Below are 14,404 nucleotides of genomic sequence, written 5' to 3' on the forward strand. Positions count from 1 at the left end.
GGAAATGCCGGCACGGAATCACACAAATTTTGATTAAAGAAGGAACTCATTTTAAGGTAAAGAATAAAAGAGGTTTTTGGTTATTTGTATATAAAACTTCTGAAATTTTCATATCTTCTAATCTCCTAAATGTAGTAAAATTTTATGAATTTTTAAACCTTTAAGCCGGTTAAATTAACTAGAAAATTAAAAAGCCGGTTTTAATGACGGTTGTAAAAATATAGCAGGGTGCAAATTTTGGATTTAAATATCAATGATGGCAAAATCGCACATCTACCCGTTAAACACTCTAAATCGGTTGAACCCCCAAAATCTTGCAAGGTTGACTCCTTACTCAGTCCAAACTCTAATTAACTGGAACAGGAAACCTAATCAGGTAATTGTCTTGGAGTGAGTATCTATGTTAAATAAGAATTCTTTCATTCGTTATTTATTGTCATTTCGCAGCGCCCTGGCGGCCTTATTTCTGGCTGTTTTGGTGACTAAACCGGCACCCCTTAAAGCTGAGATACAAACTGAGCCGGTGAGAAAGACTCATCAACAATCGGTTGTTGGGAATGCCGCGTCAGACATCGCCCAAGAACCGCAGCCTCCACAGCCAATCATGGTAGAAGTCCGGGAACTCAAGGGGAATGTGGTGTATGGGCCATCCGGGCAACCCGTTACACTGGGCCAGCGATTGCAAGCCGGTGGGGGGGAACTGATCACCGGCGATAACTCCAGCGTTCGTTTATTTATCAATGACCATATTGGATCGGTGGAAGTGTCAGAGAAAACAAGGCTGACGATCAAAACCCTCTCTAATGGCAACACATCCTTTTTTGTGAGTGTAGGGAAGGTTAGGCTGTCCGTTGGAAAAACTTCAAATGACCTCTACAGCGGCAATCAACCTTTACAAGGAAGCGAAAAATCCTTACTCGCCCAAAGCAGATCAGGTCGGACTTATCCATTAAGTATTGAAACGCCTGCCGGTATTGCCGGGGTGCAGGGAACCTCCTTTGGGGTTAATGTTGGCCCTGACGGAAAAACCGGCATTTCCACCCTTCAAGGAAGCGTCGCCGCCCTAGCAAAGGGGCAGGTGGTATTAGTGAATCCGGGTCAGTATGTTGTGATCAGCCCTGGAGACGCGCCCACACCCGTGCAAAAGACGCCTCCGCGTGCGAAATTTAACTCGCTTCATGTGAGAAGAGTTAGTGGGAATGCGGTGCGTGTCGTGGGTCAAGTTGATCCGTTAGACTTAGTATTTATTAACGGTAGAGCCATAGAAACCGAACCGGATGGGCGGTTTTCAACCTTAGTGGAACGACCTTTAAGCCGCCGGCTGAAGTTTGTCATTCGAGGGCCTGAAGTGCGAGAAACATTTTATGAATTAGCGGTTAATTAGCATAAGGTTTTTAATGGTTAATAAAAATTGAAGGGCCGGAAATAGAAGATAAAAAAGTTTCTATTTTGTCAAATAAAAACTTGCCGGATGAACAGGTTTTAGTTTTGACGGCAATGCGATCACTGAATAAAAAGTTTTGAGTTTTTTGAATTAGGGTGCTGCTGTGAGACAATTTTGAGTTTTGTAGGCGGCGGTCAAAATTAAAACATCAGTCAAGCTGGGAATGAAAGCGAGCTGCAATGTTTTAATTTTGACCGCTCAGCGTTTTATTGTGTTCTAAATTTTAAGTAAAAAAATAATAATTTTGGCTTGGAAATTAGGACGAATAGCAAGATTAACGCTGGCAAAACTCACCGTTGCACTGAAAGAACTCATCATTTTTACAGGGTATTAGCATGGTGGTCAAAAGCTGGATTCAGCGGTTTCAGAATTACCTAGCCGGCAATCATCCCAGATTTCCTGGGGTGGTGGCGGCGGCTGTGGCTTTGGGGATGTCACAACTAGGTTACTGGCAGCAATTAGAGCAGTTGGGTTACAACGCTTTATTTAAAATCCGTCCGCCGATTGGGTGGGATGAGGGAATCGCCGTGATCGCGATTGATCAAGCAAGTTTGCAAGAGTATGGCCAATTTCCCTGGCCACGTGCTCGCTACACACAACTTTTGCAAGCTTTAAAAAAGTCACCACCGGCAGCAATTGGATTCGATATTTTATTTGTCGCGCCCAGCCCTTTAGACGCTGCAATGGCACAGGCGATAGCGGATCAAAGCAATGTTGTCTTATCTGTGGCTTGGGACGCGGAAGGTAAGCTACTGCCACCTGTGCCGGTTCTTGACAAAGCCGCAGCGAATGTCGGTCATATTTTGCACGACCCTGATAAAGACGGGATAAGCCGGCAAGCCACCGTGTTTGTTGAATCGCTACCGGCCCTCGCGCCCGCGATGCTAGATGTCTATAAAACCCGTGCCGGTGTTCAATTAGCGTTACCCAAGCCAGTTGCCGGTGAGAAAATGCCCAAAGTCTGGATTAACTGGCCCGGAACAACCCAAGCATTACCCACTTATTCCTTTGCAGACATCGCAGAAGGTCGAGTTGATCCCAGCATTTTTGCCAATAAATTAGTTCTAATTGGCCCAACGGCGACCGGCATCGACCCGCTGAGATCGCCACTCAACCAAAACCCACCGACTTCTGGAGTTTACCTCCACGCCGCCTTGATCGATAACTTATTAAATAAGCGGCTGCTGCAACGAACACCAGAGTGGGCGGACATTCTGCTGTTACTGGTCATAGGAGCCGGCACCAGTTGGCTATTGTTTAACCGGCAGCTTAAGGAACGAGTTGTCATCGGCTTCATTCTACCCCCGGCTTGGTTTGCCGTCGCCCTCACCGCCTTCATCTGGGGCAACTTGTGGCTGTCGGTTGCCGCCCCTATTGGCACCATTTTATTAGCCGGTCTTGGAGTGCAGTTGCGCGAACAGTATGAAAAGCAACAGCTAATGAACTTGTTTGCCCAACACGTCGCCCCAGAAATGGCAGAAGTGATTTGGGAACGCAAGGAAGAAATTTTTGAAAACGGGGAATTAGAAGCCCAAGAACTCACCGCAACGGTCTTATTTATGGATATTCGGGGGTTCACCACAATCTCTGAAAGCTTGGCACCGCGCGAATTGCTCACCTGGCTGAATTTATACCTAGATGCGATGGCTAGTTGCATCATGGAACATGGCGGCGTTATTGACAAATATATTGGGGATGCAATTATGGCCGTCTTTGGCATTCCCTTTCCGCAAGCTCAAGAAGAAGACGTGAAACGAGATGCCACCGCAGCAATTGCAGCCAGCGTGGCCATGCACGAGCGTTTGCAGGTGTTGAACGAACGTTTTAAAGAAGAAAATCGCCCCTTGATTCGGTTTGGAATTGGCATCCACACCGGCCCTGTGATCGCCGGCACCATCGGGGGAGCACAGCGGCTGAGTTATTCAGTTCTCGGTGATACAGTGAACGTAGCGGCGCGATTAGAGGCGATGACAAAGAATTTGACTTCCGACAGTCCTTATCAAATTTTGCTCACTGATCGGACGTTTGGTTATGTGAGCGATCTTTATGCCGGTCAAGAATTTGGTGCGATTCAACTGCGGGGCAAGGAAACAGAAACGATGGTTTATTCGATCTTAGGTAAGCTGCCGGTGGAAGCCGGCTAGCGGGTGGGTGTGATGACACAAAAACTTAGTTGCAGTCTAATCGGCAGCCGGCTGAAATTTCCAGGCTTGAAAGACGAATGAGACAAACAAACGTCATCTGTCAATATACCTAGTCCCTCATCCCTCAGCCCCTAAAATAAATGCAACGCTTGAAAGCAAGTCCCGTAGGTGTGGGAGTTAAATATTTGTCATGAAACAGAGTTCTTTTGCTTTACTGAGCAGGATTATTATCGTTGCCGCCGGCCTTACCCTGGCAACTTCTGCGCCGCCAGGGTTCAGTGCCACAGCTGCAAAAACCGGCCAAACCCCTGCAAAACCGGCATCCCAGCAGCCATCCGAGATTGAAAAGCCGACTCTGCTTTCTCAGTGGCAAGAAAGCTGGGATACTGCTGTGATCATCAACCCTGTGATTACCAATCAAGAAGCAACCGCGTTTACAATCCAGCTAGAAGTGCTCAGCAAGCCGGCAACAACCTACGCGAATGCTGTTTATCAACTGTTTGTCCGTCAAAATGATCGATGGCTGCCGGTTTATACCAGCACCGGCGCACGACTGCTTCCTAATCAAGCCGGCTCACTTGCCTTAGAACCCGAAGTCATTCCCATCACACAGGTGGTAAGGGTGCTGGGTAATGACGCAAATATGGGCAATTTAGCTCTCAAAGCAGTGGTGCAGTTGCGATATGACCTCCAAAGCGGCGCGAAGGAGCAACAGCTACAGCTAGAGACAAGCCAATCCTACGGCTTGACGAAGTTGCCCACAACTGCTCAGCAAGGCAACACCGGCACGCCTGCCACGGCACAAACTCCCATCCAGCAAGGCAACACCGGCACGTCTACCACGGCACAAACTCCCATCCAGCAAGGCAACACCGGCACGTCTACCACACCCGCTACAACCGCTCAGCAGCCTTTAACAACGGGTTCCCCGATGATGGGAAAAGGGCAATTTAGCCTAGGCATCCGCTCTTCCTCCGATGTGATTGCTCGCATTTCCCTGAAACCAAGGCGAAGCAACGGCTATTTACGAGAACGCTTTATCGGCGATTTTCGCTACAAGCCCAACCAAGGCGCTAAATTCATGCAGGGGATTTATCCGGGTGATCGGGTTGTCGTGCGCTTGTACGATTTGGAAAACCGCGCGATTGGTTACAGCGAGTTTGAACTGCTATTTGAAAACACGGCAGTTAATTTGGTCGTGCCCAGCGATCCCGCTCAATCCCGTGCGGTGCGGACTGTTTACGGGATGGACACCAACGCTGATGGCTCAATTGATCCCAGCACTGTTGTCTACGACTATTTCACCAAAATTAGCAGCGATCCTGCCGGCTCTGAAAGTGTTAGCTTCCTCACCAATTTAGATACGATTGACACCAGCCGGTTTCAAGCTGAGGGGTTACTCGCGCCGCCTCGCACCAGCATTTATACGCCTTCCTTGGGTAGTGGGGCTTTTTCTTTAGCAAATCGCACGGTTAACCTATTCGGTTCAGATTTGGCACCGGCTTTAATCGCTCAACCGGGGAAAGTGGTTCAGGTAATTAACCTCAGCGATAGCAGCACCTTAACTTATGACGTGAGCCAGTTGGTGGGACAGTATCGCGATGAGGGCGTCAGTCAGGGGATTCAAGTCCGCTTTGCCGATGTGCCGGCAGATCATTGGGCCAAAGATTTTATTGGCGAGTTAGCCGCAAAGGAAGTTCTCAAAGGCTTTCTTGATGGCACCTTTCGCCCGAATGAGCAGGTGACGCGGGCGGAGTTTGCTGCCATGATTCGCAAAGCATTTAATAAGCCCAAAACTCGCAATGCGGTTGCCTTTGCCGACGTGCCGGCTAGCCACTGGGCAGCCAGTGCCATTCGCGAAGCTTATGAAATGGGCTTTTTTGAACAAGGAAACTTTAACCCAGATAAAAAGCTAGACCGGCTTGACATTTTGACGATTTTAGCCAAGGGATTGAACTACTCGGCCAAAGGCTCTCCCGACTCAATTTTGCAGATGTACAGCGATAGCAGTACCATTCCGGCGGATGCCCGGACTTTAGTCGCAGCGGCAACGGAACAAGGCTTGGTGGTTAATTATCCCAATCTTAAGGTGCTGAATCCTAAGCAAATGGCGACGCGGGCTGAGGTTGCGGCGTTTCTCTACCAAGCGTTGGCAAGCACCGGCGATGTGGCGAGGATTGCTTCACCCTATGTCGTGGGAGGCGCGCCAGGTGCCGGTGCGGCAGGTTCCAGCAATCAGCCTTAGCCGACGGTTAATCATCTAACGGGGCGGGTTTTCTGGCTCGCCCTGATCGGCTGTTGAGAATTTTACAATGGGCACATCTAGAAGATGCCACAGTTTATTCCTGAAAAAATTGAGCCAGAGATGAATTTTTTAGAGAAGCAGGCTCTGTAATAAACCTTTGGCAAAAGAATCTGTGTGGGATCGGGGTTTTGCGCGAGTTTGGCAGAAATTGCTCGCTGATTTCCCTGGCTTACTCGCCCTAACCCCGATTTTTGCAAGAAGTCTCATGTAAAGAATGCTGTAGCGCCGACTTTTAAGCAGTCTGCCAACATTCGTTTTATGCTGAAATTTAGCGAGATCGAGGATAGGCAGATCATCCAATCATAGGGCAGTCAATATTTATGCGTTATAAAGTTACTCACCGGCTCAGAAAGCAGCAAGACGACCAATTAGCGATCCTAGAAGTAGGTGCGATTCAGCCTATCCAAAATTCCCAGATCGGCGGTGAGGTTGTGATGGGTAAAATTGAGTCCGTACCTACACAGCAAGCCGATAAAAGCCTTACCCACAACTCTGGGGCGAAAGAACTCGTTTGGCAGCGCCAAGTCAAAGTTGGAGATCAGCTGGTATATCATCAGGTAAAAGATGATGGATATGGCTGCTTGAGCTTTTTCCGCGCCTCGGTGAATGTCAGTGCCGGCGCTGAGGTGGCGTTGCAGAATGCTGCCGATGGGCGCACAACAGAAGCATCGCCAAACCGGCACGCGCTGCTAAACCAAACCTCAAAGAGGCATTTCACACACAGCGTTCAAAATTCCGAGTCTTCAGTTGCCACCCCAGACTATAAAACTAATATCCGCAAAGCGTTGCCAGAAATTGAGCAATCTGTTATTCCTCAAGATTCTACCGATCTGCCGGCAACTGAACCCGCTTGCGACTCCTCATCAATACGCAGTGCGGTTAGTGTGGGATTGGCGGTTAATCTGCTAGCGCTAACGGTTGGGGGATATTTATTACAGTTTTCTCCTGCCGGCACTGAAGCAAATGTTGCAGTTAAAACAACCGCACAACATCAGCCGGCAACCGTTCAGAATTCGGGTGTGCCGGCACAGTCCATTCCTTCAAATCATATTGATGATTCAGACGTTTCAGGGCCGGCGCAAGCTCTACTTGAAGCGCAAGCTCACCAATTGTTGCAAACTGCCTACCGTCACGCAGTTGCCAAAGATTTTGCCGGCGCATTAAATGCGCTCAAACAAATTCCCCAGGAAAGCTCAGCCTTCGCTGTTGCTCAAACCAAAATTGTTGAATATAGCGAATTACAGCACCTTCAGGTTGAAACGCAAGCGCACCAATTACTGCAAGCTGCCTACAATCTGGCGGGGGAAAGCGATTTTGCCGGCGCAATTAGCTTCATCAAACAAATTCCTCAAGGGACTGTTGCCTACGCCAAGGTTGAACCCAAGTTAGCTGAATATAGCGAAAAACAGCGCATCCGGGCAGAAACGAACAGTTGGAACGTTGGGGCGTTGCGAGATCCCCAGCCCCACAGCGTCATGGTTTCAACACTGGCTGCCCCTGTGCAAAGCAACAACCTTGCCGGTGTTTCTGCTGCTGTTTCATACCCCATCGGCACACGGGTGCTTTCCACAAATCTCAACCCCGGCAACATTGTCCAAGAAATCGCCCCTAAACCAGCATTTCTATCTGTTCCGGAAACCGAGATAGAGGGATAAATTTTCTTGACAACTAAATTGCCGGCTCGTGTTGTCACCGGCTGCTATGCGCCTATTGTTGGGCGTTTGCTCTGTTGCGACTGCAATATTTACGCACTTTTACGGTTGGCAATTGAAGTGCTGAGCTGAATGAATCCTGAGCGATTAGAAATAGAGGCGGATAAAAGAAGGTGGGGGCATCAACTGCCGGTTAGTGACAAGCTGGCCACTATCCTCCACCAGATGGTGCGCTTTTACACCAAAGATATCTGAGGCTGTAGCAGCGCTCGCTGAGTTGATTAGTTCTTTTGAATATGACGGTGTCGATCACTGTCAAGCAAAGGCACTCTCTCACTCTGGATTCCGGAGTACCAACGACAGCTTACCTTCCTCTTCCGATTATGCCACCGATTACTGAATTAACCCTGGCCATACAAGAGTCAGAGTCTGCTGAAGATTCTGCCGGCAGCATAGAGTCCTCCCCCCCTTCGCTGTGCGCGGAAGAATCTGCAGTGAACACTCAGGACTCTGCAATGCAACTGAGCAGTCAATTAACCCTGCCTCTACACGAGTCGGAGTCTACTGAAAATACTGCCGACAGCGTTGATAAGTTTGATTCAATCAACATGGAAGATGCCACCGGCAGCGTTGATCAGTTTGATTCAATCAACATCGAAGAGACCACCGGCAGCGCTGAGCAGTCGAATTCCCTCAATTGTGAAGATGCCGGCAGCGCTGAGCAGTTGAATTCTCCCAATTGTGAAGATGCCGGCAGCGCTGAGCAGTTGAATTCTCCCAATTGTGAAGATGCCGGCAGCGCTGAGCAGTTGAATTCTCCTAATTCTGAAGATGCCGGCAGCGCTGATGAGTTGAATTCTCCCAATTGTGAAGATGCCGGCAGCGCTGATGATTCAGCCATCAGCGTCGTTGCGACATCCCTAGCATTTCATGAGGCTAATCATGCAGCTACGCCCCAAATCTCCAACCTTTCTGTGCGGCTAACACTTTTGGGACTTGGAGCCGGTGTTGCTGCCAATGCTGCGGCTTTAGGGTTCGCCGGTTATAATCTGTTCCTGGCTCCTCCTTTAGATCCTGGACTGGAGACGTTTGCCAAGGCAACAGAACAGTATCAGGCTGGAGATATCAAACAAGCGGTTGCGCTGGCTAAATCTGTTGCTTCATATAGTTCTGCCTATCATGAAGCGAATACCGCTATTGAAGAGTGGCAGCAAACTTGGCAAGTAGCCACCCGTCAAGTCACGATGGTTGAACAAGCTTTTAAACAAAGCCGGTGGCGGGATGTGCTTGAGGAAGCTGACAAGATCCCGAAAATTGCTTCTTGGCACAAAAAAATCGAGCCAATGGTTCAGCAAGCGGCAGTCAAGATGGATGGGGAAGTCCAGAAGCTGTTAAAAACCGCATCTGAACAGGCAAACGCTAAAGATTTTACTGGCGCTTTAAAATCGCTGAAACAAATTCCCAAAGGATGGCCTGATTACGCCCCAGTAGAAGCCAAAATTGCTGAGTACACTCAGAAGCAGCGCATTAAAAGTGAGGCTGTCGGACATCAGTTATTACAACAAGCTTACAACCGGGCAGCCGCTAAAGATTTTGCCGGTGCTATGGCTTATCTGAAAAAGGTTCCTAAAGGAACAACTGCCTATTCTACTGCTCAAACAAAGCGGGCTGAGTACGGCAAAAAGCTACGCATCCAAACTCCACCTAATTCCCCAAAAAGTAACCGGCAGGTTCAATCGGCGCGGCAGCCTCAAAAACGAGCTGCGATATCAACTGAGCAGTTAATTAGTAGTAATGATGGCGTGTCGGCTGTTTCTATGCGTAGTATTCAAAGTCTCAACCCTGGTGATTTTTTACAAGAAATTAATCCGATGCCGGGTGTTTGGAGAGGGTGAAAAAAGATGAGAAGTGACTGTGCAAAACCAATTAACTAAGAGCCGGTAATTAAGGCAGCCGTTTAAAACTTACGCTTGCCTTTTTCTCTTTTTACTGTGTTCTCTAGTTTTGTGAAATTGGCATCTGTTCTTCTTATTTGAGAGTTGTTTGCCCTCATCCGTTAACAATTGGACTCTGTCCCATTTATTACAATACTAATAAGGCGATTAAAAGCAGTTTTTTGAAACTCATTTTTTATATAGAAAACGAGTTTTTGTATTGAATATATACAGAGATACTGCTAGAATTATTTTATTTATCAGCTTCTGCCGGCATACATTTTTTTAATCAACCGCAATTTGGTTTGACTAGCAGACGGGCCTGAAGTTAAAGCGATTAATTTTTATATTCGGTTAGTTTTTCCTGGCTGATTCGGAGGTTTACGAAGGCGATTTAACCAAATTTTTTGACAGTTTCATCTTTGCTTTTAGCTTATAGCGAACGGTTCGGTAAACGACATAATAATCGACCTCTACTCCACATTCGTCCCGAAGCCATAATTGAATATCTCCATAGGTTCTGAATACCTCTGGATTTTGGAGTTTTTGCTTAAGGCGCTCTATGGCTTCTGCCGGCAGAGAACAAGGTTTGCCGGCAGGCTTGTAAAGCTTTAGTAAGCCTGATAATCCGTCAGTTTTATATTTTTGAAACCAACGATAAATCGTTGAAGGATCTTTGACTAACAATTTAGAGAGGGCTTCCAACGTGGTGACTTGACCCGACTTCAGCAAGTACAGAGCCTGGAGCCTTTCTTTTTTTTGAAGGTTACTCTCTTTCTTAAGAAGAGTTTTGAGTTCGACGGCGGTTTCAGAGATGTCTAATTTGATCTGGTTCGCCATGTGACAATTTCTCGGAGTCAAGTGAAGCTAGCTTAACTCAGGCAAGTTTATCACCAACTAGGAGTTTCTGGAACTTTTCTGAAAAAACTTGGCATCAGGACAGCTTTTGTCAGGAAAAGGAGATGGAGAATGTACTTGTGCGACGGATGGCCGGCTCTTGAAGCGCATTCTCGCTTTTGCTGTATCCTAATGTCATAAGAACTCACTGACCTAAACAATCCTCAATAACAGCAGTTAGCGCATTTATTACCATCAACGCATCAAGTAATATTAAGGAAAGCGGCAATGAAACTGCCCAATATTGTTGATACTCCTCCCCTCCTACAACTCGTGCAGTGGATTACTGACCCTTTAGGATATATGGACGCCAATGTTGAGCGCTATGGGGACATCTTTACTGCAAGGCTTGGCAAGTCTAAAACGATAGTGTTCGCTAGCAATCCACAGGCGATCCAAGAGATTTTTAGTGCCGATCCTCAGCAGTTTGATACGGGTCGCGTTAATCAGACTATACGCCCTTTGGTGGGAGATGAGTCTGTATTTCTGATAGATGGTGAGCGTCACCGGCGAGAACGCCAGCTGTTAATGCCTCCCTTTCATGGGGAACGGATGCGAACCTACAATCAGCTCATTCGCAATATTACAGAGCAAGTAACCAGCCGGTGGAGTGTTGGGCAGACATTTTCAGCGCGTGACGTGATGCAAGAGATTACCCTGCGGGTGATCTTACACGCGGTATTCGGTTTGGATGAGGGGGAACGCAGCCGGCAACTGCAACATCGGTTGGGGCAACTGATGGATATGACCAGCTCTCCGCTAAAGTCTAGTATGCTGTTCTTTCCGTTCCTGCAAAAAGATTTAGGCGCTTGGAGTCCGTGGGGACAATTCTTACGCCGGCAGGAAAAGATGAATGAACTTCTCTATGCTGAAATTCGGGAACGCCGGGAAAATTTAGACCCCTCGCGCACAGATGTGCTGACGCTGCTGCTGCTGGCGCGTGATGAAGCCGGCGAGGGGATGAGTGATTTGGAATTGCGTGATGAACTAATCACGGTGCTAGCTGCCGGTCACGAAACCACCGCAACCGCCTTAGCTTGGGCGCTGTACTGGGTTCACCGGCAGCCGCAGGTGCGAGAAAGGCTGATAGAAGAATTAGACAATGCCGGTGGCAACCCAGATCCCACAGCTTTTTTCCGCCTGCCTTATCTATCTGCGGTGTGTCAGGAAACACTGCGAATTTATCCAGTAACAGTGATCACATTCGCTCGCGTTGTCAACTCTCCCTTCCAACTGATGGGTTACGAGTTAGAACCAGAAACGCAACTGACTTGCTGTATCTATTTGACGCACCAACGACCAGAGTTATACCCAGAACCGAAGCAGTTTAAGCCAGAACGCTTTTTAAACCGGCAATTTTCGCCTTACGAATATTTGCCTTTTGGGGGAGGCAGCCGGCGCTGTTTGGGGCTAGCTTTGGCGCAGTTTGAAATGAAGTTGGTGCTGGCAACTGTATTGTCTCAGTGGCAATTGGCGCTGGCAGACAGCCAGCCGGTGAAACCTGCACGCCGGGGTTTGACTTTAGCGCCTGCCGATGGAGTGCGGATGACTGTTACGGGTCAACGTTTGCGTCAGGCTAGTTTGATGTAGATTGAAGGCCAGAGCGCATTTGTATTGATACCTCATGGATTTTTTCAATCGCTGTACGGAATCTACTGGTGCGGCTAGTGATAGAAGAGCGGCGATGTGCAAATTCATCTGATGCCTGTTTAGATTTCACCTGTTCTAAAATAGACCTATACCGTGTATTCATTGCTTCTTTAACTTCTTTTTCTAGCTCTTGCATTTGAGCAATCACGATTGACCAAACAGCTTCAGCCACTTCTTTTCGGAACTCATTTGTTTTATCAATGTAGTGTTTTTCTAGCGTTGCACGAATTTGGTTAGTACGAGCCGTCATATCCTCTGGACGGATAGCTTCAGCAGGATTGTTAATGTGTTGACTTTGCATACGTGCAGCTTTTTCAAGTCCTGTCAGTATTTCATTTCCTCCACCAAAAAGTGGAGAAATTTTGCTCCCTCTGTAAACCAATAACTCATCTAAACGGGCTGCTCTCTCCATAACTACCCCGTCAACTTTGCTTTGAAAACGATTTGCTATGTCCTGCATGAGTTCCCTAAAGCCCGAGGAAACAGTTAGATCATATTTAACATCACTGTATAGCTCTTCTAATCGATTGTTAATTTCTTTAACCAAATCTTCTACCACATTAGTTACCTGCTCTCTAGCAATTTCCAAAAATCGCTTCTTGAGTAGCTGATTGAGATTGTCAACCACATTAATCTCTATTTCAAAGTAATAAGGATATTTACGCAAATAGTTATCAGAAATAATTCGCGTGTACACTTTGTAAGCATCAGTAAGATCGCCATTTTTTATCTCTTTTTTCAAACTATCCTCTAACTCTTTAGCTTGAGCCTGATCGGTAAACATAGTACTTCGAGCATTCGCAACTCGATCTCGAATACTACGAAAACTATCTTCAAATTCTCTTTTTCGTTGACTCATGAGTTCTGTCGTCAGCCGTCTAGCTTCTTCTTTTTCACTTTGCTGTAGTTCACCTTGAATCATGGACTCATCGGCATCCTTTTGGCTACGCAGATAGTTAAGAATAGGCTGACAGAAGTTTTGCTCAACATTTCCAACTGTGGTTTCCAGAGTAACTCGACGCAGATCATCCTGGAGAAATTCTAAAACACTGTCACGCAAAAATGCTATCTGACTTTCTTGAAGAGCAACTTTGTGTTTTCCTTCATAACGGGTATCTAACAGTTCCTTATAGTCTGAGAGGTGTTGAATCAGTTTTGGATCGCAAGGCATCTCCTCCTTACTGGACAACTGTGCCAAAAGACCATGAAGAGCATTTGTGGTAAAAAAATTGTAATCGTCGGGAATAGCAAACTCTCTCATTTTTTCCTGGAAGTTAGCTAAGGAGGATTTTTGCTGCTGGGATGTCAATGAATCCCATCGATTCAGTACCCAAAATGTTTTCCGATTGAGCTGCGATTCTCCAGCACGAATCTTCTCCATAATTTCCATTTCATCTCTATCAAACAAGCGCGTCGCCATCAAAATAAAGATAATCGCATGAGCATCTTGATTGACGAAGCGAAAAGTTACCTGGCGATGCCGTGGATTTGGAACACTGACACCAGGCAAATCAACTAAAATCACATCTTGAGGAATATCAGTTGATTTGATAAATACTTCTACTCGCTCAAGAAATATAGCCTGAGATTCGTCTCTAACGAGGTGCTGCATTTTCTCAATTGAGCAATTTTCAATATAGCGCTCATCACCAAACTCATAGGTTTTGCGTTTTTCTAAAAATAACTGAAAATTGGCTAATAGCCTGCTTCCTCTACCTTCCTGTGCCATTGGCTGAACTCTTTCCAGCAATTCATGTACAGGTGCATTTTCCAGTTGTGGTACACGAAATGTTTCAGCAATTTCCTTTCGGTAAAGCCCGTCCAATGCTTCTATCTCATTTATGTTGAGATAGAAGACTTTTGCGTATTCCTCATCAGAGCTACTTTTAACATAAGTAGGAACTGCTGTTGTCACTTCTGTAGATTCTGGTAACAAATATCGCCCTAAAAAAGCGTTGATTAGAGACGATTTACCAGCACTAAACCCCCCAACAAAGGCAATAGTAAGATTGGGGTTTCGTAGCCGCGAAATATCGCGATCAAGAAGAGCAAATCGTTGTGATGTTTCTTGAGGCAATTCGTTAAAAAAAGCACTATCTCTGTATTTAATATCCTCATAAATACTTTTAAGATTCGTAAGTTGCTCTAGAAGTTTTTTGCGATTTTGTTGGTACAGAGAAGCATCCATAAATCTTTCCTCATTCCTTGCCAATTTTTATACTTGAATACACGTAGATTGCCGAAATAATCAAAGCGTATTGCACAGTTCAACTAGATTCCCCTAATCTTTCCCAATTCAAAGATATAAACTGCTCTAGCATTAAATACCCAATCAATATCTTCAAATATCGTCCTAACCTAAAAACGAAGCCAGCTAA

Annotated in this window: 10 protein-coding genes; 8 read left to right on the plus strand and 2 right to left on the minus strand. The window is 46.5% G+C overall.

Annotation, left to right across the window (positions count from 1 at the left end; translation table 11 throughout):
• Positions 1-400: 400 nt before the first annotated feature.
• The 7 genes from H6F73_RS02745 (at position 401) to H6F73_RS02765 (ending at position 9,440) form a co-directional block, all read left to right on the plus strand.
• Positions 401-1,384, plus strand: a complete 984-nt coding sequence (locus H6F73_RS02745) for a FecR domain-containing protein (RefSeq protein ID WP_190757293.1) — start codon at positions 401-403, stop codon at positions 1,382-1,384.
• 395 nt (positions 1,385-1,779) lie between these two features.
• Positions 1,780-3,588 carry an adenylate/guanylate cyclase domain-containing protein gene (locus tag H6F73_RS02750; protein ID WP_190757294.1) on the plus strand — a complete coding sequence of 603 codons (1,809 nt, stop codon included), beginning with the start codon at positions 1,780-1,782 and terminating at the stop codon, positions 3,586-3,588.
• Positions 3,589-3,778: 190 nt separating this feature from the next.
• Entirely contained in the window at positions 3,779-5,833 is a 2,055-nt protein-coding gene (locus tag H6F73_RS02755; RefSeq protein ID WP_190757295.1) for an S-layer homology domain-containing protein, read from the plus strand.
• Positions 5,834-6,213: 380 nt separating this feature from the next.
• A complete protein-coding gene (locus tag H6F73_RS02760; protein ID WP_190757296.1) occupies positions 6,214-7,548 on the plus strand; it encodes a hypothetical protein in 1,335 nt (444 codons plus the stop codon).
• 6 nt (positions 7,549-7,554) lie between these two features.
• Positions 7,555-7,677, plus strand: a complete 123-nt coding sequence (locus H6F73_RS26855; RefSeq protein ID WP_277882576.1) for a hypothetical protein — start codon at positions 7,555-7,557, stop codon at positions 7,675-7,677.
• Positions 7,678-7,800: a hypothetical protein gene (locus tag H6F73_RS26860; protein ID WP_277882577.1), complete on the plus strand. Its 123-nt coding sequence runs from the start codon at positions 7,678-7,680 to the stop codon at positions 7,798-7,800.
• 128 nt (positions 7,801-7,928) lie between these two features.
• Positions 7,929-9,440 (plus strand): hypothetical protein, encoded by a 1,512-nt coding sequence (locus H6F73_RS02765; protein ID WP_190757297.1) that lies wholly within the window; start codon positions 7,929-7,931, stop codon positions 9,438-9,440.
• Positions 9,441-9,860: 420 nt separating this feature from the next.
• Here the strand turns inward: H6F73_RS02765 and H6F73_RS02770 are convergent, their stop codons facing one another.
• A complete protein-coding gene (locus H6F73_RS02770; RefSeq protein WP_190757298.1) occupies positions 9,861-10,319 on the minus strand; it encodes a helix-turn-helix domain-containing protein in 459 nt (152 codons plus the stop codon).
• A 285-nt stretch (positions 10,320-10,604) separates the two neighbouring features.
• Here H6F73_RS02770 and H6F73_RS02775 point away from each other — a divergent pair, with 285 nt between their 5' ends.
• Entirely contained in the window at positions 10,605-11,966 is a 1,362-nt protein-coding gene (locus tag H6F73_RS02775) for a cytochrome P450 (protein ID WP_190757299.1), read from the plus strand.
• Here the strand turns inward: H6F73_RS02775 and H6F73_RS02780 are convergent.
• On the minus strand, positions 11,953-14,214 hold the full coding sequence (locus H6F73_RS02780; RefSeq protein WP_190757300.1) for a dynamin family protein: 2,262 nt from the start codon (positions 14,212-14,214) through the stop codon (positions 11,953-11,955). The two genes, H6F73_RS02775 and H6F73_RS02780, sit on opposite strands and share 14 nt — an antisense overlap.
• Positions 14,215-14,404 lie beyond the last annotated feature (190 nt).

Source organism: Microcoleus sp. FACHB-68 (genome assembly GCF_014695715.1).
Taxonomy (GTDB): domain Bacteria; phylum Cyanobacteriota; class Cyanobacteriia; order Cyanobacteriales; family Oscillatoriaceae; genus FACHB-68.

Excerpts from the sequence above, each read along its gene's own strand:
- H6F73_RS02745 (WP_190757293.1), top strand. The coding sequence starts at position 401 with ATGTTAAATAAGAATTCTTTCATTCGTTATTTATTGTCATTTCGCAGC.
- H6F73_RS02750 (WP_190757294.1), top strand. The coding sequence starts at position 1,780 with ATGGTGGTCAAAAGCTGGATTCAGCGGTTTCAGAATTACCTAGCCGGC.
- H6F73_RS02770 (WP_190757298.1), bottom strand. The coding sequence starts at position 10,319 with ATGGCGAACCAGATCAAATTAGACATCTCTGAAACCGCCGTCGAACTC.
- H6F73_RS26860 (WP_277882577.1), top strand. The coding sequence starts at position 7,678 with ATGAATCCTGAGCGATTAGAAATAGAGGCGGATAAAAGAAGGTGGGGG.
- H6F73_RS02780 (WP_190757300.1), bottom strand. The coding sequence starts at position 14,214 with ATGGATGCTTCTCTGTACCAACAAAATCGCAAAAAACTTCTAGAGCAA.
- H6F73_RS02760 (WP_190757296.1), top strand. The coding sequence starts at position 6,214 with ATGCGTTATAAAGTTACTCACCGGCTCAGAAAGCAGCAAGACGACCAA.
- H6F73_RS02755 (WP_190757295.1), top strand. The coding sequence starts at position 3,779 with ATGAAACAGAGTTCTTTTGCTTTACTGAGCAGGATTATTATCGTTGCC.
- H6F73_RS02775 (WP_190757299.1), top strand. The coding sequence starts at position 10,605 with ATGAAACTGCCCAATATTGTTGATACTCCTCCCCTCCTACAACTCGTG.
- H6F73_RS02765 (WP_190757297.1), top strand. The coding sequence starts at position 7,929 with ATGCCACCGATTACTGAATTAACCCTGGCCATACAAGAGTCAGAGTCT.